Origin of the sequence: Limnohabitans sp. G3-2 (assembly GCF_002778275.1) — a bacterium.
In the GTDB taxonomy this organism is placed as follows: domain Bacteria; phylum Pseudomonadota; class Gammaproteobacteria; order Burkholderiales; family Burkholderiaceae_C; genus Limnohabitans_A.
On sequence record NZ_NESG01000005.1, the window covers coordinates 291848 to 313513 of the forward strand.

The following is a 21666-nucleotide window of genomic DNA, read 5'->3' on the forward strand; positions in this document are numbered from 1 at the left end:
CCCGCCCATGACCGACATCCAAACTGGCTTTTCCAAAAGCTACGCCCAAGCCCGCGAGAAATTTTTGAACGCCGCAAAAGCTGCAGGCCTCGCGGTGGATTCGAACATCCACCCTTTGAAGGGCCGTGACGGCGAAGAGCTGGCCATGGACGTGGTGCTGGACGGCGCGCCCGATGCCAAGCAACTGCTGATCATCAGCAGCGCCTGCCACGGGGTGGAAGGCTACTGCGGGTCAGGCGTGCAAATCCACGCCCTGCAAAACACCGCCTGGCGCGATGCCGCCAAGGCCAAAGGCGTGGCGGTGCTCTACATCCACGCGCTCAACCCGCACGGCTTTTCGCATGTGCGCCGCGTGACGCACGAGAACGTGGACATCAACCGCAACTTTCAGGATTTCTCCAAACCCCTGCCCGAGAACGCGCCCTACAAAGAAGTGCAGCCGCTCTTGTTGCCAGAGGTCTGGCCACCCGACAACGCCAATTTGACCGCCGTGCAACAGTACATCGCCGAGCGCGGCATGGACGCGTTGCAGGCGGCCGTCTCGAAGGGCCAGCACGACTTTCCGGAGGGTCTGTTCTTCGGGGGCAAAGCCCCCACCTGGAGCAACCTGACGCTGCGTCAAGTGCTTCAAAAATACGGCCAAAAATGCCAAAAGCTGGCGTGGATTGACCTGCACACAGGCCTGGGACCCAATGGCGTGGGTGAGCGGATTTTTGCCTGCGCCGACGACGCCGCAGCCTTTGCGCGGGCCAAAACCTGGTGGGGCCAGGGCATCACGTCCATTTATGACGGTTCATCCTCCTCGGCCTTCCTCACCGGCTTGATGTGGATGTCGGCTTACCAAGAGTGCGCGCAAGCCGAGTACACCGGTATTGCCATGGAATACGGCACGCAGCCGCAATTGCAGGTCATGAACGCCCTGCGCGGCGACCATTGGCTGCACTTGCACCCCGAAGCGCCTGAACCCCTGCGGCAAAAAATCAAGCAAGACCTGATGGACGCTTTCTACACCGACACAGACGCCTGGCGCACCCAGATCGTGGACCAGGCCATGGACGCGATGCACCAGGCCGTCACGGGGCTGAGCACCTGAATGGCCGCCCCTCGCGTTCTGGTTTTGGGTGGCAGCGGCTTTGTCGGTCGCCACGTCTGCGAACAACTCGCCCGCCTGGGCTGGCAAATCACCGTGCCGACCCGCCGTGCCGTGAATGCGGCCAGCGTGCAAAGCTTGCCCGGGCTGACGGTGATCGAGGCCCAGATTCACCAAGCAGCCGATTTGGCGCGCTTGATGCCCGGCCATGATGCGGTGGTCAATCTGGTGGCCGTGCTGCATGGCGATGAAGAGCGCTTCGAGCAGGTGCATGTGGACTTGCCCGGAAAAATCGCCAGCGCCATGAAAAAAGCGGGTGTGCAGCGCTTGGTGCACATCAGTGCCTTGGGCGCTGATCCGCAAGGCCCTTCGATGTACCAGCGCAGCAAGGCGCGGGGCGAGACGGTTTTGCACAACGCGGGGCTGCAGCTGACGGTCTTGCGCCCCAGCGTGATCTTTGGCGCCGAAGACAAATTCCTCAACCTGTTTGCCGACCTCCAAGCCGTGGCGCCCTTCATGCCACTCGCGGGCAGTGGCACGCGCTTTGCCCCGGTCTGGGTGGGCGATGTGGCGCGCGCCGTGGTCGTTTGCCTGCAAAAGCAGGACACCGTGGGGCAAACCTACGAACTCTGCGGCCCAGACGTGATGACCTTGGGCGAATTGGTGCAGCGCGCGGGTCAGTGGGCGGGTGTGAACAAGGGCCGAGGCCGCCCCGTCATGGGATTGCCGATGTGGGTGGGCTGGCTTCAAGCTGCGGCCATGGAGTTGGCCCCGGGTGAGCCCCTCATGAGCCGGGACAACCTGGCCTCGATGAAAGTGGACAACATCGCCACGGGCCAATATGCAGGCTTGTCCGCGCTGGGCATCACTGCGGCATCTGCCGCGGGTGTGGCGCCCAGCTACCTCGGTCACCGCGGCCCACGCAGCAAGTTGAACCGCTGGCGTGCGGGTGCGGGGCGCTGATTCCACTTGCAAGGGCTTGGGGTGGATGTGCGAGGGGAAGCGGCGTGCCCCTTTCCTGGCCTTTGACCGTTAACATGCAGGGTCTGATTTCCGGGAGAAACCCATGATCCAGCTCTACATTGCCAACAAGAACTATTCGTCCTGGTCCATGCGCCCTTGGGTGCTGCTGCGCCAGGCGGGCATTGACTTTGAAGAGGTCTTTGTACGCTTTGACAGCTTCGCGCCCGACTCCAACTTCAAGACCAGCCTCCAGGCCGTGAACCCTGTGGGCAAAGTGCCTGTGCTGGTGCACGATGGCCTGGCCGTGTGGGACACCTTGGCCATTGCCGAGTACGTGGCCGAGCAGTTCCCCGACAAACAGCTCTGGCCGCAAGACCGCGCCGCCCGTGCACGCGCGCGCAGCGTCTGCGCCGAAATGCACAGCGGCTTTGGGGGCCTGCGCAGCGCCTGCCCCATGAACATCGAGGCGCACTTGCCCGAAATCGGCGCTTTGGCGCTGCGCGACAAACCTGCTGTGCGCGCCGATCTGGCGCGCATCTGCAGCCTGTGGAGCGGGTTGCTGCAGGAACACGGCGGCCCCATGCTGTTTGGCCACTTCACCGTGGCCGATGCCTACTTTGCCCCGGTGGTCATGCGCCTGAAGACTTACGCGCTGCCTGTGCCACCCGATGTGGCCGCCTACATGGCGCGCGTGTGCGCCCTGCCCGGCGTGAAGGCCTGGATCGACGGCGCTTTGGCCGAGCAGGACTTCATTGACTTTGAAGAGCCTTTCCGGCTTTCTCGCTGAGCAAAGCGCTGGACATGAACGTGTTTGTCGTCGGCGGTGCGGTGCGCGATGCCTTGATGGGCCTGCCCGTCAACGACCGCGACTGGGTGGTGGTGGGCAGCACGCCTGAAGCCATGACCGCGCAGGGCTATGTGCCCGTGGGCAAGGACTTTCCAGTGTTTTTGCACCCCCAAACCCGCGAGGAATACGCCCTGGCCCGAACCGAGCGCAAAACAGCGCGGGGCTACAAAGGCTTTGCGGTGCAGGCTGCGCCCAACGTCACGCTCGAAGCTGACCTGGCCCGCCGTGACCTGACGCTGAACGCCATGGCCGTGCCACAGGCTTTGGCGCACCAGCCGCCCCACACATGGGCAGGCCACATCGTGGACCCCCATGGCGGCCAGCGCGACTTGCAGGCCAAGGTGCTGCGGCATGTGACGGGGGCCTTTGCCGAAGACCCCGTGCGCATCTTGCGGCTGACGCGTTTTGCGGCACGCTTTGCCGACTTCTCTGTCGCCGACGAAACCATGGCGCTGATGCGCCAGATGGTGGCGGACGGCGAGGTGGACCACCTGGTGCCCGAACGCGTGTGGCAGGAGCTGGCCAAAGGCCTGATGGCGGCCCAACCCTCGCGCATGTTCGAGGTGCTGCGCGCATGCGGCGCGCTCAAAATCCTGCTGCCCGAGTTGGACCGCCTCTGGGGCGTGCCCCAGCGGGCCGAATACCACCCCGAAGTGGACACAGGGGCTCACATGATGCTGGTGATGGACATGGCTGAGCGGCTGAACATGCCGCTGCCCGTGCGCGTGGCTTGCCTGATGCATGACCTGGGCAAAAGCACCACGCCCGCCGATGTGCTGCCCCGCCACATCGGTCACGAAGGCCGCAGCGTCAAGCTTTTGCAGAAAGTCTGCGCGCGCCTGCGCGTGCCGAGCGACTGCAAGGACCTGGCCGAGGTGGTGGCGCGTGAGCATGGCAACATCCACCGCAGTGGCGACTTGAATGCCGAAGCCCTGATGCGCTTGCTCGAGCGCTGCGACGCCATTCGGCAACCCGAACGTTTTGCGCGGGTGCTGCAAGCCTGCGAGTGCGATGCGCGAGGGCGACTGGGCTTGGAAGATGCGGCTTACCCCCAAGCCGCACGCTTGTTGAAAGCCCAACAGGCCGCGCTGTCCGTCGAAACGGGGCCGATTGCCCAGGCCGCGGCAACGCAGGGCCTCCAAGGCCCTCAAATTGGCGCGCAGATCACCCAAGCACGAATTCGAGCCATCGCGCAGGCGTCGCTATAACCGGGTCCTTGTGGGAGCAGGTCCTTGTGGGAGCAGGTCCTTGTGGGAGCAGGTCCTTGTGGGAGCAGGTCCTTGTGGGAGCAGGTCCTTGTGGGAGCAGGTCCTTGTGGGAGCAGGTCCTTGTGGGAGCAGGTCCTTGTGGAAGCGGGTCCTTGTGGAAGCAGGTCCTTGTGGGAGCGAGCCCCTGCTCGCGAACGTGCGTGTTGGCCATGCCTGCATTCGGCCGCTGGGGCAGCCGCCCACCAAGACAGGCAACCCTTACGCGTGAAGGCCTGAACAGTCAACACCCCTTCGAGAGCAAGGGCTCGCCCGTGCAAAGCAAAACCTCCATGGGTGCAGACGCCGATCTGCACATCCGCCTCAAAGGTGAGAACGTGTCCAGTCAGCGATGTCTTGTGCCGTGCGCAAAGCGCCCGCCTGACGGGCGACTTCTTTGCCGCCGACAAACAGCGCCAAAGTGGGGATGCTGCGGATGTTGAAACGGGCGGCGATGGCCTGCGCTTCTTCGGTGTTGAGTTTGGCCACCCGCACTTGGGGCTCCAAAAGGCCAGCGGCCTGCTCATAAGCCGGGGCCATCATCCGACAAGGACCGCACCAAGGGGCCCAGAAGTCGACCAGCACCGGCAGATGGCTGCGGCCGATGTGTTTGTCAAAGCTGCCAGCGTCCAGCGCCAGCGGATGGCCGTCAAAAAGCGGTTGGTGGCACTGTCCGCAATCGGGTGCGTTGTGCCTATCGGCCACACGCACCCGGTTGGTGGTGTGGCAATGCGGACAAACAATGTGCAAGGCGTTGGTTGTATCGGTCATGGCATCCCTTGTGGTTCAAAAGCACTTGGGGGCCTTGCTGCGCGATTCAAGGGCCTTGCGCGTTGACTCAGATCAACGCGAGGAACCAGACAAGATCAACGTGCTGGGGGGCGGCGAGGCGCCATGGGTGCACGGCCAGCCAGGTGACGGAAGCTGATGCGGCCTTTGCTCAAGTCGTAAGGCGAGAGCTCCAGGGTCACACGGTCACCCGCCAAAATGCGGATGTGGTTCTTGCGCATCTTGCCTGCGGAATAGGCGATCAATTGGTGGCCGTTGTCCAGCGTCACGCGAAAACGGGTGTCGGGCAACACCTCGTTGACCACGCCCATCAGTTCAATCAGTTCTTCTTTAGCCATTTAAAACGTCTTTCTCAAAGCAGGATCGGTTTCGTCGTCTGGCGCTCCACCCACAACATCCCTTCATCGAGGGCGTATTGGCTGGCGGCTGCCGGTGTGGCGAATTCGGGCACAAAGCGCATCACGCGGTCGGTGCTGGCGCTGCCACGGCCACTGGCCACGGACACTTGGGCGCCAAATGCGCCATTGGGCAAAGCCCTAGAGCACGGTTGAATTCGGAATTTTCCCATGGAGATGGGTTGGTGTGAACAGTAAAAGGTAGTCATGTATTTTAACGAAGGGGGTCGGGCCGCTTTTTTCGGCCCTCTTGGGGGCTGTGCAGCGGCACGGGTCTTGGCATGTCCTGCTGCCAAAAAAGCGCCTCCATACGCAGACCGCAAGGCCTGCCCAACAACAGCACCGTGCAGAGGTGTGTCAAAAAGGAAGCAAAAAAATCGTCTGGGCCCAGCTCTTCAAAAGCATGGCGGGCGATGTGCACAGTGGAGGACAAGACTGGCATCCCTCTGCCGGGATGCGCTATCGGCTCGCAAGGAGCTAGATGGGCATAAGTCGCCAATGGCGTGCCGCACTGTAACACGTTTGGCTCAAAAGCCCTTGAAGCCGGCCTCAAACCCAGCGCGCAATGGCCGCGGCCACCATGCTCAGCAGCAAGGTGCTGGTGATGGGAATGAAGAACTCACGGCCGAACAGGCGAAAGCGCAAATCCCCGGGCAGGCGACCAAAACCGAGTTTTTGCAGCCACTTTTGCAGGCCACTGAAAATGATCAGTGCCAAAAACACCACGATGAGCCAACGCAACATAGCCAGCCTTTGCGCCGCTCAAAGCCGGTGAGAGCGGTCACCCCGGGCAAAGCCCTGAGCGGCCCAATCGGTGGCGGTGGAAAAACCGATCACTTTGAACAACTCGCCCATTTCGTGCTCGTTGATCAAGCGCTGGGCTTGGCTGCGCTCGGCCAAAGGGGCGGCGGCCATGCCTTCGGCCAAACCCAGGTTCAGCAAAAACCAGGCTTGGCTGGCGTAACCCAAAACATTCAAGCCTGCGTTTTGCCCAGCCATGGCCACACCCGTGAAATTGACGTGCGCGGTGATGTCTTTTTGCCCCACCGCCACCAGCGGGTTGTCGTCGGCCTGGTGCAGCTGGTGGCACATCACGGTGCCCATGTGGCGCTGGGGGTGAAAGTACTCGGCCTCTGGGAAACCATAGTCCAGAAAGAACGCCGCCCCGCCTCGCCCTGCCAGCAGGCGCTCGGCCAGACTGGCCACAAAGGCCTCGGCCTGGGGATGGATCTCGGTCAGGTAATCGTGCGTCCCGCCCATGTCGAGCGGCGGGCGCAGGTCGGTGGGGCGGTCTTGCCATGCAAACGCCTCGCCTTGCCTCGTCACCCCACGCTCGTGCCAGACGCCGTTCGTGCGTTGCAACAGTTGCACGGGCATGGCATCGAGCACCTCGTTGCCCACCACCACGCCCTCGATCGCGTCGGGCCAAGCGTCCAACCAGCGCACTTTGTCGGCATGTTTCAGCAAGGCATCGGCCTGACGGGCGCGCAAGGTGCCCGACAAATCGATGATGGTGTACCGGCGCACCGCATCCCCCAAGTGGTCCAGCAACTGCAGGGCCAGTGCACCTGTGCCTGCACCAAATTCCCAGACTTCGTCCGTGCCTGTGGCGGCCAAGGCCTCTCGCACTTGCACGGCCAAAGTTTGGCCAAACAGGGGCGACATGCCCGGCGCGGTCACGAAATCGCTGCCCGAGGACGGCATCGCACCGAATTTCTGCAAGGCATTGGTGTAATAACCCAGCCCTGGCTCGTACAAAGCCATGGCCATGAAACGGTCAAAACCGATCCAGCCACCCGATTGCGCGATGGCTTGGTGGATGCGCAGGGTCAGCTCAGAGGAAAGTGGAGAAGCGTCGGTCACGCCTTGATTATCCTTGGTCTGACCGTGTGCAAGCCCCGCTCGCATACGCCCGCCATACCCATACACTCGCCGTCGGCCAGGTCCATCGCCGATAATTGCGCCTTTCCAATCTCCCTGCGGCCTCTCTTTGAAACATGTTCTGATCACTGGCGGCGCCTTGCGCCTGGGCGCCAAGCTCTGCCAAGCCTTCGCACACGCGGGCTGGCAGGTGTGGTGCCACTACCAGCGCTCGGCCCAAGCGGCCCTGGCACTTCAGGCATCGCTGCAGGCCACGGGCGCTGACGTGCGACTGGTACAGGCCGACCTCGCACAAAGCGCAGAAGTCGAACGCATGATGGCCTTCATCACCCAGACCACTGGGCCCCTCGACTGCCTGGTGAACAACGCTTCACTGTTCGAGCCGGATGCGGGCACCGACATGGATTTGCCCGGCGCGCGCCAGCAACTCGAAGTGAATTTGATCGCCCCCATGCTGCTGGCTTCCCTCATGGCCCAGCAAGCTGCGCCCGAAGCCCAGCCCGGCCAGCGCAGTGTGGTGCACATCTTGGACCAGAAGGTGTTCAACCTGAACCCGGACTATTTTTCCTACACCGTCTCCAAACTGGCACTGGAGCGTGCCGTGGCCTTGCAGGCGCAGGCCCTGGCCCCTTTGCGCGTGTGCGGTGTGGCCCCGGGCCTGATGTTTTTGAGCGGCCCGCAAACCCAAGAGAACTTTGACCGCGCCAGCCGCATCAACCTGCTGCGCGAACCGATCGACCCAGTGCAGGTGGCGGCCACTTGCCTGTTTCTGGCGCAAAACCCCTGCATCACCGGCACCACGGTGTGCGTGGACAACGGCCAGCACCTGGTGCCACTGGCCCGCGACGTGATGTTTCTGGCCGACCCCAAGGACGCCACATGAACGATGTTCTCAGTCAACTGGCACTGAACTGCCGTCGCCTGTTTTTGCGCAACCACACGGTGGATGTGCGCATCGGCGCGCACGACTTCGAAAAGCTCGGCCCCCAGCGCATCGTCTTCAACGTCGAGTTGTTTGTGCCCTACAGCGCATCGACCCCCACGCAGGACGAGCTGGCCGAGGTGGTGGACTACGACTTCATCCGCGAAGTGATTGCTCGGCGCGTGGCGCAAGGCCACATCGTGCTCCAAGAGACTTTGTGCGATGATCTGATGCGCGAGCTGATCGCGCACCCGCAGGTGCAAGCGGTGCGCCTGTCCAGCTGCAAACCCGATGTGTACCCGGACTGCGAAGCGGTTGGGGTTGAAATCTTTCAAACCAAAAGCCCGACATGAAAACCCCTGCCGGACACCAAACCCTGGAACTGACCGGTTTGCGTTTTGACGCCAACCTGGGCATCTTGGAACACGAGAAAACCGATCCGCAGCCGATCCAGGTCGATGCCGAGCTGAACCTGGGCACACAACCCCTGCTGCCGAGCGACGACGACATCCACTCGGTGCTCGATTACCGAAAGGTGCGCAAAATCATCATCGACGAATGCACGGCCGAGCACATCAACCTGCTGGAAACTTTGATCGGCAAAGTCTCGAATCGCCTGATGCAGTTGCCCGGCGTGCTGGGCGTGCGCGTCAAGATTGCCAAACTTGAAATTTTTGAAGACTGCGAAGTGGCCATTCGCATGGAAACCGGACAGTGGTGAACCCCATGAACACAGAAACCGACAACGCCTGGGTACAAGCGCAAGCAGAATCTGAGGCCGCCAAGGCCATCAAGATCGAGCGCGAAACCCACAAACTTGAAAAACGCTTGTGCCGCCAGATGGGCCAGGCGATTTCCGACTTCAACCTGATCGAAGCGGGCGACCGCATCATGGTCTGCATGTCGGGCGGCAAAGACAGCTACGGCATGCTGGACATCTTGCTCAAGATGAAGGCCCGTGCCCCGGTCGACTTTGAACTGGTCGCGGTCAACCTGGACCAAAAGCAACCTGGCTTTCCCGACCACATCTTGCCCGCTTACTTGAAAGAGTTGGGCGTGGAATTCCACATCGAGACGCAAGACACCTACTCGATCGTGAAGGACAAAATTCCCGAAGGCAAGACCATGTGCAGCCTGTGCTCGCGTCTGCGCCGGGGCATTTTGTACCGCGTCGCGCGTGAGCTCAAATGCAACAAGCTGGCCCTGGGCCACCACCGCGACGACATGCTGCAAACCTTCTTCTTGAACATGTTCTTTGGCGGCAAGCTCAAGGGCATGCCCCCGAAGCTGGTCAGCGACAACGGCGAGTTCATGGTGATCCGCCCACTGGCCTATGTGGCCGAAACCGATCTCATCCGTTGGGCAGAACACCGACAGTTCCCCATCATCCCCTGCACACTGTGTGGCAGCCAGGAGAACCTGCAACGCCTGCAGGTGGGCAATATGCTGCGCGAGTGGCAAAAGAAGCACCCTGGCCGGATTGAAAACATGTTTGCGGCTTTGCAAAATGTGGTGCCTTCACACCTGATGGACGCCAAACTGCATGGCTTCAAGGACCTGAAAATCACGGGCATCGAATCGGACGACGGGGACAAAGCCTTTGACGAGGAAGCGTTCAAAGAGCCCTCTTTGCCAGGCATTCAGGTCATCTCGTTGTAGTTCTCAAAGGGGCAGCGCATGCGCACAGCAACTCGGCAGCTCACGCGGTGGTTTTCGCTGGCCGTGGCTGCGTTGGCCTTGAGCTGGCTGACGGGCTGCGCCTCGATGCGGTTGATCGACAGCGATGTGGTGTCCGTCGCGGCGGTGCCATCTGGCATGAGCTTGCAGGGGGCCAAGTACCGTTTTGAACGACTGCCGACCCAAGCCCACAATCCCGAAGCCGGGCTGGCCGAGCAGCAAGCGCAGGCCGCCATGACCGCCGTGGGCCTGGTGCGCGACGACGCTGCAGCCAGCCTGAGCGTGCTGGTCGGCTTCAGCGACTCGCCCTACATGGCCGACCCTTGGGGCCGCCCGATGGGGCCGGGCTGGACGCCTCACGGCAGTGTGACCATCGGCTCGGGCTTGGGCACGCCTTGGGGCTTGGGCATGGGCATGCGTTTTCCACCGCCCACACATTACCGCCGCGAGGTCAGCCTGATCCTGCGCGACCTGACATCAGGCCAAGTGGTTTACGACACCCGCGCCAGCCACGCCGGCCCTTGGCGTGACAGCGTGCCCATTTTTGCCACCTTGTTCCAAGCGGCCATGGCCAACTTCCCCAACCCACCCGCAGGGCTGCGCCGGGTCAACATCGAACTGCCGCGCTGAGACGCCCTTCACGACATGTCTGAACCCACCCGAATTTTGGCGATTCGCCACGGCGAAACCGCCTGGAACGTCGACACCCGACTGCAGGGTCATCTGGACATTGCGCTCAACGAGGTGGGCTTGCGCCAGGCGCTGCATTTGGCCCAGTCGCTGAAGGGGCGAGACGCCATCGACGCGATTTATGCCAGCGACCTCTCACGCGCCCACACCACCGCTCAAGCGATTGCACAAGCGGTCGGTCAAACGGTGGTGCAACACCCCGGCTTGCGCGAGCGCCACTTTGGCGCTTTCCAAGGCCGCACCTTTGCCGAAATCGAAGTCGAGCTGCCCGAGCACGCTTGGCACTGGCGCAAACGCACACCCGACTGGACACCGCCCGATGGCGGCGAGTCTTTGCTCGCCCTGCGTGAACGGATTGTGGCCACCGTGGACGAACTGGCGGCCCGGCACCCCGGTCAACAGATCGTGATGGTGGCGCACGGTGGCGTGCTGGACATTCTGTACCGCGCCGCCACCCGACTGGACCTGCAAGCCCCCCGCACTTGGAATCTGACCAACACCGCCGTCAACCGACTGCTGTGGACACCGCAAGGCCTGTCGCTGGTGGGCTGGGGCGACACCTCGCACCTCGATGCGCTGGGCCAGGACGAGACAAGCGTCTGAATTGGCCAGGGTTCACACACCCATCCACCCCTATTGACCCTGTGTGAGGCCGCCCCTGTGGGAGGCCGCCCCTCTGTGAGGCTGCCCCTGTGGGAGGCCGCCCCTGCGGCCGAATGCTGGAAGTGCCAGAGCGGCCATTCGCGAGCAGGGGCTCGCTCCCACAAAAAACAAAACAGCTTGCGGCTTTAAATCCGTTCGCCAAACGATTTGGGCGGTGTGACGCCCAAATGCCTGAAAGCCGCCAGCGTGGCCATGCGCCCGCGCGGGGTGCGTTGCAAATAGCCTTGCTGAATCAAATACGGCTCGATCACGTCCTCGATCGTGTCGCGCTCTTCACCGATGCTGGCGGCGATGTTGTCCAGCCCCACCGGGCCGCCGTCAAAGCGGTGGATCACCGCCTCCAGCAACTTGCGGTCCATCAAATCAAAGCCTTCAGGGTCGACGTCGAGCATGACCAGCGCTTTTTGCGCCAGGCCTTTGTGGATGGTGCCGTCGCCCTTCACATCGGCATAGTCACGCACACGGCGCAGCAAACGGTTGGCGATGCGCGGCGTGCCGCGGGAGCGGCGGGCGATCTCGAACGAGCCTTCGGGGTCAATCGGCGCTTTGAGCAAACCGGCGCTGCGGGTCACGATGCGGGTCAGCTCTTCAGGCGTGTAAAACTCCAGGCGCGAGACGATGCCAAAGCGGTCGCGCAGCGGGTTGGTCAGCATGCCCGCTCGGGTGGTCGCACCCACCAGGGTGAAGGGCTGCAGATCGAGCTTGATGCTGCGGGCCGCTGGGCCTTCGCCGATCATGATGTCGATCTGGTAGTCCTCCAGTGCCGGGTACAAGATTTCCTCGACCACAGGCGAGAGGCGGTGGATCTCGTCGATGAAGAGCACATCGTTGCGCTCCAAGTTGGTCAGCAGCGCCGCCAAATCTTTGGGTTTTTCGAGCACCGGGCCACTGGTCTGGCGCAGGTTCACGCCCAGCTCGGCGGCGATGATGTGGCTGAGCGTGGTTTTGCCCAAGCCCGGCGGGCCAAACAGCAGCACGTGGTCCAGCGGCTCCTCGCGCATCTTGGCCGCACTGATGAAGATCTCCAATTGCTCGCGCACCTTGACCTGGCCCACATACTCATCCAGCAGCTTGGGGCGCAGGGCCCGCTCAATGGCCTCTTCTTGGTGGGACACAGGGGCCGCTGAGATGACCCGCGGTTCGGGTTGGGGGGCGAAATCGTCGGTGCGGATGCTCATGGCTCAGTTCATCTTCATTTGTTCAGGGCTTTGAGCGCCAGCTTGATGCCCTCGCTCACGCCCACGTCAGCGGGCAAACTCTTGAGGGCCGCGGCAGCTTCTTTGTCGTTGTAACCCAAGGCAATGAGGGCTTGCTGGATGTCACTTTGCGCGTCGGGGGTGTTGACCGCAAACAAGCCGCCCAGGTCGCCACCGAGCTTGCCTTTGAGCTCCAACAACAAACGCTCGGCGGTTTTTTTGCCAATGCCAGGCACCTTGACCAAACGCCCGACTTCTTGTGTGCTGATGGCCTGTGCCAGATCGGTCACGCTCATGCCCGACAGCACGCTCAGGGCCGTGCGCGGGCCGACGCCTGAAATTTTGATGAGCTGGCGAAAGGCTTCGCGCTCGGCCAAAGTGGCGAAACCGTAGAGGATTTGCGCGTCTTCACGCACCACAAAGTGCGTGACCAGACTGACTTTTTCGCCCGTGGCCGGCAAGTTGTAAAAAGTGCTCATGGGCACATTCACTTCATAGCCCACGCCATGGCAGTCCACGATCACCTCGGGTGGGTTTTTGTCGCTCAAGATGCCGGTGAGTTTGCCAATCATGGAGGAGGACGCCTTAAATGCCTGTGATGGGAGAAAATGCGCAGTCGCCCGGGCCATCCTGGCCAGAAACCGCGCACAGCTAGGATTATCAACTTGATCGTCAGACACACCTTCATCCCGCACAACAATACCCGCTTGTCGCACCTGTGCGGGCCCATGGACGCCCACCTGCGCACCATCGAAGCGGGCTTGCAAGTGAGCATCGCGCACCGCCATGAGCAGTTCAAAGTGGACGGCCCCAAGGCCGTGGCCATGCGGGCCATGGAGATTTTGCAGGCGATTTACGAACGTGCCGACCGCCCCATTGCGCCGGACATGGTGCAACTCATGCTGGTGGGCGACAGCGGGGGCGAAGAAGCCGACCTGCCCACCTTGCAAACCCGCCGCGCCGACCTGAAGGCGCGCACCCCCGTCCAAGCGGCGTACTTGGAAAGCATTGCCACGCACGACATCAGCTTTGGCATCGGCCCTGCGGGCACAGGCAAAACGTATTTGGCCGTGGCCTGCGCGGTAGACGCGCTGGAGCGGGCCAGTGTGCAGCGCATCGTGCTGACACGCCCGGCCGTCGAAGCGGGCGAACGGCTGGGCTTTCTGCCCGGGGACCTGTCGCAAAAGGTGGACCCTTATTTGCGCCCACTGTACGACGCGCTGTATGACCTGATGGGTTACGACAAGGTGCAAAAGGCCTTTGAGCGCAACGCGATCGAGATCGCGCCCTTGGCCTTCATGCGCGGGCGCACCCTGAACAACGCCTTTGTGATTTTGGACGAGGCGCAAAACACCAGCACCGAGCAGATGAAGATGTTTTTGACCCGCATTGGGTTTGGCGCCAAAGCGGTGGTCACGGGCGATGTGAGCCAGATCGACTTGCCCAAAGGCCAGCTGAGCGGGCTGATCGACGCGGAGCGGGTGTTGAAGCGCGTCAAAGGCATTGCCTTCACACGCTTTTCAAGTGCCGACGTGGTGCGCCACCCGCTGGTGGCCCGCATTGTGGACGCCTACGAAGCGCAAGGCAGTGCCGCCATGCGCGCGGGTGTCACGACCCGCCGCAAGCCTTTGCCCACAGACGATTGAAGAACCCACCCAAACCCCATGCCACTGCAACATCTCCAACTGTCCCTGCAATTTGGTGACATTCCCAACGCGGCGCGCCACCGCGCGGCCCTGCCCCGGCACGCGGTCACCCGCGCCATTCGCCATGCCTTGGCTGACGACGCCGAGATGACAGTGCGCATCGTTGGCGAGCAAGAAGGCCGCGCGCTGAACCAGAGTTACCGAAAAAAAGATTACGCCACGAATGTGCTGACGTTTGACTATGCGCAAGCGCCTGTGGTGCTGGCCGATTTGGTGCTGTGCGCTCCGGTGGTGGCGCGTGAGGCCAAGGCGCAAGGCAAGACGCTGGCCTCGCATTACGCGCATTTGCTGGTGCACGGAACTTTGCACGCGCAAGGCTGGGACCATGAGACCAGCGAGGCCGATGCCCAGGAGATGGAGGCCTATGAGGTGGCCATTTTGGCGGGATTGGGGTTGAAAAATCCCTATCGATAATGAGTGAGGTTTCGGTTTGGGTAGGGCCGGGTTCCTCATGACGGGGTACCGAAAATCGTCACCCGGCCCTACCCAAACCGAAACCGTTGTGGGCGTGAAACACTCTTAGGTTTTCCAATGACCACCAAGGGGAATCGGGCGATGCGGCGGGCGCCGATTTTCGGTACCCCGTCATGAGGCGCCCGCCGCATCGCCCCATTCACCGCTCTCAAAAAACAATCAGAGCAACCGAACCTTCACGCTCTTGCCCTTGATCTTGCCGTGCGACAGCTGCGCCTCCACCTTTTTGGCCAGTGCAGCCTGCACCGCCACATAGGTGGAGAACTCGTTCACATTGATCTTGCCAACCTGCTCGCGGGTCAGTCCACATTCGCCCGCCAAAGCGCCCATCACATCGCCTGCACGGATTTTTTCCTTGCGGCCACCGACGATTTGCAAAGTGCGCATGGGCGGCTGAAGCGGCCCACCCTCGGCAGGTGTCAACCCCGCCAAAGGCGCCCAGTTGGATTCGCGGCCCTGCATCAGCTCGATCTTGCCGACCGAGCCCATCTCGTCCATGCTGGCCAGTGTGAGCGCCAAGCCTTCGGCGTCCCCCCGGCCCGTGCGGCCAATGCGGTGAATGTGGATTTCAGGGTCGGGCGTCACGTCCACGTTGATGACCGCCTCCAAACCCTCCACGTCCAGCCCACGTGAGGCCACATCGGTGGCCACCAAGACCGAGCAGCTGCGGTTGGCAAACTGCACCAGCACTTGGTCGCGTTCGCGTTGCTCCAATTCACCAAACAGCGCCAGCGCGCTGTAGCCCTGCGCCTGCAGCACCGCCACCAGATCGCGGCATTGCTGCTTGGTGTTGCAAAAAGCGAGCGTGCGCTCCGGACGGAAATGCGCCAACAGTTTCGAGATGGCATCCAGCCGCTGGCTCTCGCTGACCTCGTAAAACACCTGGCGGATTTTGTGCGCGCTGTGCTGCGCCTCGACTTTCACGGTCTGCGGCGCGCGCATGAACTGCGCGGCCAGCTTGGCAATGCCCTCGGGGTAAGTGGCGGAGAACAGCAGCGTCTGGCGGTCTTTGGCGCACTGGCGCACGACCTTCGCGATGTCGTCAAAAAAGCCCATGTCCAACATGCGGTCGGCTTCGTCCAACACCAGCGTGTTCACGCCCGCCAAACTCAGCGAGCCCCGCTCCAGGTGGTCCAGGATGCGGCCGGGCGTGCCCACCACCACATCGGCGCCGTGCTCCAAACTCACGGTCTGTCCCCTCAAAGCCACGCCGCCACACAAGGTGACCACTTTCACGTTTTGTCGGGCACGCGCGAGGCGTCTGATTTCTTGGGTGACTTGGTCGGCCAACTCGCGGGTGGGGCACAAAATCACCGCCTGAATGGCGGCGCTGGGCGAACCCGCCGTTTGCAAACGTTCTATCAAGGGCAAACCGAAAGCGGCCGTTTTGCCACTGCCGGTGCTGGCTTGGGCGATCAGGTCTTGCCCTGCCAAGGTCAAAGGCAAGCTGGCCGCCTGGATGGGCGTCATCTGGGTGTAGCCCAGTTGTTCGAGGTTTTGAAGGGTGGCAGGTGACAGCGCGAGCTGGTCAAAACGAGAGGTCATCGAGGCGGGAGACACAGCGGGGAATTTTTCAGTCATGCCCCGATTATCGGCGGGCATCGGCCTCAGCTCAGACTCAAGCCGTCATGCGCATCGGAATCGTGATCGGTCCATCGTTGACCAGCGCCACCTTCATGTCGGCGGCAAAGCGGCCGGTTTGCACCACCGGGTGTCCTTTTTGGGCCTGTGCCACAAAATAAGCATAGAGACGGCGGGCATCGTCCGGCGCTGCAGCCCCTGAAAACCCCGGGCGCGTGCCCGAAGACACATCGGCCGCCAGCGTGAACTGGCTCACCAGCAGCAGGCCACCGGCCACGTCTTGCACACTGAGGTTCATTTTTCCAGCGGCGTCATTGAAGATGCGCAGCTTGAGCATCTTGGCCAGCATCCTGTCAGCCACCGCTTCGGTGTCGCCTTTTTCGGCACAAAGCAGCACCAACAAGCCCGCGCCGATCCGGCCGATGACCTCGCCCTCCACGCGCACGCTGGCTTCGCTCACCCTTTGCAGCACAGCGATCATTTCAAATCCCGCGCATCGTTGAAGTGCACCTCGACATCGCTGGGCAACAGCTGAATGGTGGCGCGCAAACCGGGCACTTCGCTCATCAGGGCTTGCTCGACACTGCCGCGCAAGGCTGCAGCTCGGCCCAAGGTCCAACTGGCGGGCATGTGCATGTGGACGTCCACAAAACGACGTTGCCCGGCTTTGCGGGTGTGCAAGTGGTCAAAACGGATGATCTCGGTCTCGCCGCGCTGGTGGGCAAAACCATCCAAAACTTTTTGCACCTCGGCCAACACCTCAGGCTCCAAGGCCTCGTCCATCAAGCCTTGCGAAGACAACCAGATCAGGTGCCCGCCTTCTTTCAGGATGTTCAGAGCGACGCCGATCGCCACCACCGCGTCCAGCCACAGCCAACCGGTCACACCCACCAAAGCAATGCCGATGACCACGCCAGCGGAAGTCCAGACATCGGTCACCAAATGGCGGGCGTCGGCTTCCAGCGCCAAAGAACGGTGCTGTTTGGCCGCGCGAAACATCAGCCAAGCCAGCAAACCGTTCAGGGCCGAACTGCCCACCGACAAAGCCAAACCCAAGCCCACTTGTTCAATGGGCTGGGGGTCCAACACCCGGTGTGCCGCGGCCCAAATGATGCCCAAAGCAGCCACCACGATCAGGATGCCCTCAAAGCCTGAAGAAAAATACTCGGCTTTGTGGTGCCCGTAGGGGTGCGCATCGTCCGCTGGCCTGGCGGCCACGGTGACCATCATCAAACCAAAAATGGCACTGGCCAGGTTGACCAGGGACTCCATCGCGTCAGACAGCAAGCCCACCGAATCGGTGAGCCACCATGCCAAGGTTTTCAGACCAATGGTGATCAACGCCACCACCACCGAAGCCCAGAGCATGCGTTTGGGCGTCATCCAAGCGTCAAAATTTTTCATGGGCTCAGGATACGCCTGGGGGATGAAGCGCCGATGAACAGGACAAGGCTCAAGACAGCGTCACTTTGGCAAATTTACGCTTGCCCACCTGAACAATGTAAGTGCCTGCTTCCAGTTTCAAGCCCTTGTCGCTGACCACGCTGGAGTCCACACGCACACCGCCGCCGTCCACCAAACGCCCAGCTTCTGTGGTCGAAGGGGCCAAACCTGCCGATTTGAGCAAGGCGCCAATGCCCAGCGGGGCACCTGACAAAGACACTTCAGGGATGTCATCTGGCACGCCGCCTTTGCTGCGGTTGATGAAATCCTGCTCCGCGGCATCGGCAGCGGCTGCGCTGTGAAAACGTGCGGTGATTTCCTTGGCCAGCATGACTTTGGCGTCTTTCGGGTTGCGCCCGCCGTCCACCTCTTTTTTGAGCGACTCGATCTCGGCCATGGACTTGAACGACAGCAAGGTGTACCAACGCCACATCAGCACATCAGAAATGCTGAGCACCTTGGCAAACATGCTGTTGGGTTCTTCGGCAATGCCGATGTAGTTGTTCTTGGACTTGGACATTTTGTCCACGCCATCCAGACCCTCGAGCAAGGGCATGGTCAAGATGCATTGCTGCGCTTGCCCGTATTCGGCTTGCAGGTGACGGCCCATCAGCAGGTTGAACTTTTGGTCGGTGCCGCCCAACTCCAAGTCGGACTTGAGGGCCACCGAGTCATAGCCCTGCATCAGCGGGTACAAAAACTCGTGCACGCTGATGGGCGTACCCGCCTTGAACCGGTCATGAAAGTCGTTGCGCTCCATCATGCGCGCCACGGTGTACTTGGCGGCCAACTGGATCATGCCCATGGAGCCCAGGGGCAAACTCCACTCGCTGTTGTACCGAATTTCGGTTTTGGCCGGATCCAAGACCAAGCTCGCTTGCTTGTAATAAGTCTCGGCGTTGAGCTTGATTTGCTCGGGTGTCAAAGGCGGCCGGGTGCTGTTGCGGCCCGAAGGGTCACCGATCAAGCTGGTGAAGTCGCCAATCAAAAAGATGACCTGGTGCCCCAAATCCTGCAACTGGCGCATCTTGTTCAGAACCACCGTGTGACCGATGTGGATGTCGGGCGCCGTCGGATCCAGGCCGAGTTTGATGCGCAGTGGCACCCCTGTGGCCTCGGATTTGGCGAGCTTTTGTAGCCAATCTTCCTTGGGAATCAGCTCATCGCACCCCCGCAAAGTGACCTCCATGGCCTCCAGGGCCTTGTCCGTCACAGGAAATTTTGTAACAAGCGCTTGATTCATAAGGGTTTTTTCTAAAGTCAAATGGCCATAGACCAGTACAATGGTCCGATATTCCCAAGTCGCCCATTTTAGGGGTGCCTTGACTGTGAACATCGTGCCAGGCTCTCCCACTGAGAACTGGCCACGAAACACCCATCCATTTGATGTCATTTTTAGTTTCCATTCAGACCCGTCTGGTGTCTTTCTTAGTCGGCTTTTTGTTCCTGTGCACAGCCGCGCTCGGCGCGGTGCTGCTGGGCACACAACGCCTGCTCGCTTGGCTGGATGGTCAGCACCCCCAGCTGACATCGGTCCTTCAGGTGTGCAGCCGCTGGCTCCAGCGACACCCCAAAACCATCAGCGCCACTTTGGCTTCGGTTCTGCTCGCAGGCGGTGGTGGTGCATTCGCCATTGCCAATTTAGGTCCCGACATTGCCGACCAACCCGTGGTCATGGTCACGGTTCCCGTAGAGTCGCCGTCTTTGCAAGCCCAGGCCCAAGCACTCGATTTGGTGAACATGCGCCTGACGCGCACAGACAGCACCCGTTCCTCAGACACCCCAGAGAGTTTGCTGCGCCGTCTGGGCATGGTGGATCCTGAAGCGGCGGCCTTCTTGCGCAAGCACCCCTTGGCCAAACAGGCCCTCAAACAAGCAGGCCGTTCGGTTGTGGCCGAGGCAGACGACCAAGAGCGCTTGAGCCAATTGCATGTGCGTTGGCTCAACAACGAAAGCGATACGTTCTTCCAGCGTCTGGCCATCAAGCGCACGAACTCAGGTCTCCAAGCAGTCTTGGAAACCTCGCCCATGAACACCAGCCTGCGCATGACAGGCGGCACAGTGGCCAGCTCACTTTATGACGCGGCCGACGAAGCCCGCTTGCCCGATGCCATCGTGGGCCAGCTGACCCAAATCTTCTCCAACCAAATCGACTTTCACCGCACGCTGCGCAAAGGCGCACGCTTTGCGGTGGTTTACGAAGTCCTGGAAGCCGATGGAGAGCCCATCCGCACCGGCCGTGTTTTGACGGCAGAATTCAACAACGGCAACAAAACCTACGAAGCCGTTTGGCACCAAGAACCGGGCCAAAAGGGCAATTACTACAGCTTGGACGGCAAAACCCTCAGCCGCACCTATTTGGCTTCTCCCGTCGCGTTCTCGCGCAAAACCAGTGGTTTTGCCATGCGCTTGCACCCCATTTTCCAAACCATGAAAGCCCACTTGGGCGTGGATTACGCTGCGCCCACAGGCACGCCCGCACAAACTGTGGGCGATGGTGTGGTTGAATTTGCTGGGGTGCAAGGCGGCTTTGGCAATGTGGTCATCGTGCGCCACGGCAACAACCACTCCACCGTGTACGCCCACCTCAGCCGCATTCAGGTTCGCAAAGGCCAATCGGTCCAAAAAGGGCAAACCATTGGTGCGGTGGGCTCGACAGGTTGGTCCACAGGCCCTCACCTGCATTTTGAGTTCCGCGTCAATGGCACTCACGTGGACCCCCAAAAAGTGATTCAGCAAGCGCAAAGCGTGCCGCTCAGCCCATCCGCCATGGCACGGTTCAAAACGGTTGCATCACAAGCCCGTTCGCAGCTCCAGGCGGCCGCGCAGATGCGAGAAGGCAACGTTCAGTGATCCACAAGGGCCGCAAGGCCCTTTTTTGATGCACGGCCTGCTTATGTCAGTGCGCCCAACTGAACCTCGACCCAAGCCCTAGCGCCTCGTCCTCACATGCCTACCCCCCAGAACTTCATTGGCCTGATGTCTGGCACCTCTTTGGACGGTGTGGACGGCGTGCTGGCTCGCGTCAACCCTCAGGGGCAGTTGGCCGTTCAGGCGCACGCCTTCACGGCTTTCAATGCGCCATTCAAAGCCGAACTGATGGCGCTGAACCAAAGCGGCCCCAATGAGTTGCACCGCGCTGCCTTGGCGGGCAACCACATTGCGCGTCATTACGCCGATGTGGTGCACCAATTGCTGTCTTCCAGCGGCCTTCAGCCCCAAGACATTGCGGCCATTGGGGCTCACGGTCAAACCGTGCGGCATCGCCCACTGGAATTCGATGGTGATGCGGCCCTTGATCGCCCACCGGTCGGCTATACCCTGCAACTGATCAACCCCTCTTTGCTGGGTGAACTGACAGGCATCGATGTGGTGGCCGATTTTCGCAACCGCGACCTGGCAGCTGGCGGGCAAGGAGCCCCCTTGGTGCCCGCTTTTCACCAAGGTGTGTTTGGACGCCCAGCGTCCTGTGTGACGGTGCTCAACATCGGCGGTATTTCCAATTTGAGCGTGCTCCACCCGGACGGCACCGTGCTGGGCTGGGACTGCGGCCCTGGCAATGCGCTCATGGATCATTGGTGCAACGCCCACACGGGCGCACCCTTTGACCACAACGGCACTTGGTCGGCCAGCGGGCAAGTCATCCCGCATGTCTTGGCGGGCTGGATGGCTGAAGATTTTTTACAGCGCACGCCCCCGAAAAGCACAGGCCGTGATTTGTTCAACCCGGCTTGGCTGAAGGCCCGCTTGCCCACCGACACCTTGGCGCCTCAGGACGTTCAGGCCACCTTGACCGAATTCACAGCTTTGGCGTGCGCCAACGATGTGAGGCGCCATGCACCTGCTGCACAAGAGCTGATTGTGTGTGGGGGCGGTGCTTTGAATGGGCAACTCATGCAGCGCCTGGCTCGGCATCTGCCCGGGGTGCAAGTGATCGGCAGCGAACAGCGGGGCTTGCCGCCATTGCAAGTCGAAGCCGCCGCCTTTGCCTGGCTGGCCGCCAAAACCCTGCGGCGTGAAACATCGAGTTTGCCAAGCGTCACGGGCGCCCAAGGCGCCCGTGTTTTGGGGGCCATTTACCCCCGTTGAGATGCAAGCGAGCCAA

General features: G+C 61.5%; 25 protein-coding genes. 14 read left to right on the plus strand and 11 right to left on the minus strand.

Translation table 11 applies throughout. The features are described 5' to 3' along the window. The first annotated feature begins 7 nt into the window (after positions 1–7). The 4 genes from B9Z31_RS09960 to B9Z31_RS09975 all read left to right on the plus strand — a co-directional run bounded on the left by B9Z31_RS09960 (position 8) and on the right by B9Z31_RS09975 (position 4108). The gene (locus B9Z31_RS09960) at positions 8–1093 is read left to right on the plus strand and encodes a M14 family metallopeptidase (protein ID WP_100119404.1); all 1086 of its coding nucleotides are present in this window, start codon (positions 8–10) and stop codon (positions 1091–1093) included. After that, a complete protein-coding gene (locus tag B9Z31_RS09965; protein ID WP_100119405.1) occupies positions 1094–2053 on the plus strand; it encodes a complex I NDUFA9 subunit family protein in 960 nt (319 codons plus the stop codon). Between the two features lie 103 nt (positions 2054–2156). After that, positions 2157–2840 carry a glutathione S-transferase family protein gene (locus B9Z31_RS09970; RefSeq protein ID WP_100119406.1) on the plus strand — a complete coding sequence of 228 codons (684 nt, stop codon included), beginning with the start codon at positions 2157–2159 and terminating at the stop codon, positions 2838–2840. Positions 2841–2854: 14 nt separating this feature from the next. Further along, a complete protein-coding gene (locus B9Z31_RS09975; protein ID WP_100119407.1) occupies positions 2855–4108 on the plus strand; it encodes a multifunctional CCA addition/repair protein in 1254 nt (417 codons plus the stop codon). Positions 4109–4468: 360 nt separating this feature from the next. Here B9Z31_RS09975 and trxC read toward each other — a convergent pair whose 3' ends face one another. From trxC to B9Z31_RS10005, 5 genes are all read right to left on the minus strand, one after another. Further along, a complete protein-coding gene (gene trxC / locus B9Z31_RS09980; protein WP_100119408.1) occupies positions 4469–4915 on the minus strand; it encodes a thioredoxin TrxC in 447 nt (148 codons plus the stop codon). A gap of 95 nt (positions 4916–5010) precedes the next feature. Beyond that, positions 5011–5271: a translation initiation factor IF-1 gene (gene infA, locus B9Z31_RS09985; protein ID WP_019426546.1), complete on the minus strand. Its 261-nt coding sequence runs from the start codon at positions 5269–5271 to the stop codon at positions 5011–5013. 14 nt (positions 5272–5285) lie between these two features. After that, entirely contained in the window at positions 5286–5501 is a 216-nt protein-coding gene (locus B9Z31_RS09990; protein WP_231624533.1) for a hypothetical protein, read from the minus strand. A 376-nt stretch (positions 5502–5877) separates the two neighbouring features. Beyond that, the gene (locus B9Z31_RS10000; RefSeq protein WP_100119410.1) at positions 5878–6072 is read right to left on the minus strand and encodes a DUF2905 domain-containing protein; all 195 of its coding nucleotides are present in this window, start codon (positions 6070–6072) and stop codon (positions 5878–5880) included. A gap of 18 nt (positions 6073–6090) precedes the next feature. Continuing rightward, positions 6091–7191, minus strand: coding sequence for a class I SAM-dependent methyltransferase (locus tag B9Z31_RS10005; protein WP_100119411.1), 1101 nt, complete (start codon positions 7189–7191; stop codon positions 6091–6093). Between the two features lie 127 nt (positions 7192–7318). On the opposite strand from B9Z31_RS10005, the gene B9Z31_RS10010 reads away from it, so the two are divergent. From B9Z31_RS10010 to B9Z31_RS10035, 6 genes are read left to right on the plus strand one after another with little or no spacing between them, the layout of a single operon-like run. Further along, positions 7319–8092, plus strand: coding sequence for an SDR family oxidoreductase (locus B9Z31_RS10010; RefSeq protein WP_100119412.1), 774 nt, complete (start codon positions 7319–7321; stop codon positions 8090–8092). Beyond that, positions 8089–8484 carry a dihydroneopterin aldolase gene (locus tag B9Z31_RS10015; protein ID WP_100119413.1) on the plus strand — a complete coding sequence of 132 codons (396 nt, stop codon included), beginning with the start codon at positions 8089–8091 and terminating at the stop codon, positions 8482–8484. Before B9Z31_RS10010 ends, B9Z31_RS10015 begins: the two co-directional genes overlap by 4 nt. After that, on the plus strand, positions 8481–8852 hold the full coding sequence (locus tag B9Z31_RS10020; protein ID WP_019426540.1) for a dihydroneopterin aldolase: 372 nt from the start codon (positions 8481–8483) through the stop codon (positions 8850–8852). Before B9Z31_RS10015 ends, B9Z31_RS10020 begins: the two co-directional genes overlap by 4 nt. A gap of 5 nt (positions 8853–8857) precedes the next feature. Next, on the plus strand, positions 8858–9790 hold the full coding sequence (ttcA, locus tag B9Z31_RS10025) for a tRNA 2-thiocytidine(32) synthetase TtcA (RefSeq protein ID WP_100119414.1): 933 nt from the start codon (positions 8858–8860) through the stop codon (positions 9788–9790). An 18-nt stretch (positions 9791–9808) separates the two neighbouring features. Continuing rightward, positions 9809–10438 carry a hypothetical protein gene (locus B9Z31_RS10030; protein WP_100119415.1) on the plus strand — a complete coding sequence of 210 codons (630 nt, stop codon included), beginning with the start codon at positions 9809–9811 and terminating at the stop codon, positions 10436–10438. Between the two features lie 15 nt (positions 10439–10453). Then, positions 10454–11101: a histidine phosphatase family protein gene (locus tag B9Z31_RS10035; RefSeq protein WP_100119416.1), complete on the plus strand. Its 648-nt coding sequence runs from the start codon at positions 10454–10456 to the stop codon at positions 11099–11101. Positions 11102–11286: 185 nt separating this feature from the next. Here B9Z31_RS10035 and ruvB read toward each other — a convergent pair whose 3' ends face one another. Together ruvB and ruvA are read right to left on the minus strand one after the other, a co-directional pair. Further along, complete coding sequence (gene ruvB, locus B9Z31_RS10040) at positions 11287–12339, minus strand: Holliday junction branch migration DNA helicase RuvB (protein ID WP_090044825.1); 1053 nt, start codon at positions 12337–12339, stop codon at positions 11287–11289. 14 nt (positions 12340–12353) lie between these two features. Next, complete coding sequence (gene ruvA, locus B9Z31_RS10045) at positions 12354–12929, minus strand: Holliday junction branch migration protein RuvA (protein ID WP_100119417.1); 576 nt, start codon at positions 12927–12929, stop codon at positions 12354–12356. Between the two features lie 93 nt (positions 12930–13022). Between ruvA and B9Z31_RS10050 the strand changes: the two genes are divergently transcribed. After that, positions 13023–14003, plus strand: coding sequence for a PhoH family protein (locus B9Z31_RS10050; RefSeq protein ID WP_100119418.1), 981 nt, complete (start codon positions 13023–13025; stop codon positions 14001–14003). A gap of 18 nt (positions 14004–14021) precedes the next feature. Continuing rightward, the gene (gene ybeY, locus B9Z31_RS10055) at positions 14022–14477 is read left to right on the plus strand and encodes an rRNA maturation RNase YbeY (RefSeq protein WP_100119419.1); all 456 of its coding nucleotides are present in this window, start codon (positions 14022–14024) and stop codon (positions 14475–14477) included. Between the two features lie 219 nt (positions 14478–14696). On the opposite strand, the gene dbpA is transcribed toward ybeY, so the two are convergent. From dbpA to tyrS, 4 genes are read right to left on the minus strand one after another with little or no spacing between them, the layout of a single operon-like run. Further along, a complete protein-coding gene (gene dbpA / locus B9Z31_RS10060) occupies positions 14697–16118 on the minus strand; it encodes an ATP-dependent RNA helicase DbpA (RefSeq protein WP_100119420.1) in 1422 nt (473 codons plus the stop codon). A gap of 37 nt (positions 16119–16155) precedes the next feature. Further along, on the minus strand, positions 16156–16599 hold the full coding sequence (gene dtd, locus B9Z31_RS10065; RefSeq protein ID WP_100119421.1) for a D-aminoacyl-tRNA deacylase: 444 nt from the start codon (positions 16597–16599) through the stop codon (positions 16156–16158). Then, on the minus strand, positions 16596–17522 hold the full coding sequence (locus B9Z31_RS10070) for a cation diffusion facilitator family transporter (RefSeq protein ID WP_100119422.1): 927 nt from the start codon (positions 17520–17522) through the stop codon (positions 16596–16598). Before B9Z31_RS10070 ends, dtd begins: the two co-directional genes overlap by 4 nt. 49 nt (positions 17523–17571) lie before the next feature. Then, positions 17572–18804 carry a tyrosine--tRNA ligase gene (gene tyrS / locus B9Z31_RS10075; RefSeq protein ID WP_100119423.1) on the minus strand — a complete coding sequence of 411 codons (1233 nt, stop codon included), beginning with the start codon at positions 18802–18804 and terminating at the stop codon, positions 17572–17574. Positions 18805–18947: 143 nt separating this feature from the next. Here tyrS and B9Z31_RS10080 point away from each other — a divergent pair, with 143 nt between their 5' ends. Both B9Z31_RS10080 and B9Z31_RS10085 read left to right on the plus strand, forming a co-directional pair. Then, complete coding sequence (locus tag B9Z31_RS10080) at positions 18948–20414, plus strand: M23 family metallopeptidase (RefSeq protein WP_100119424.1); 1467 nt, start codon at positions 18948–18950, stop codon at positions 20412–20414. A gap of 96 nt (positions 20415–20510) precedes the next feature. After that, positions 20511–21650, plus strand: a complete 1140-nt coding sequence (locus B9Z31_RS10085) for an anhydro-N-acetylmuramic acid kinase (protein ID WP_100119425.1) — start codon at positions 20511–20513, stop codon at positions 21648–21650. Positions 21651–21666: the final 16 nt, after the last annotated feature.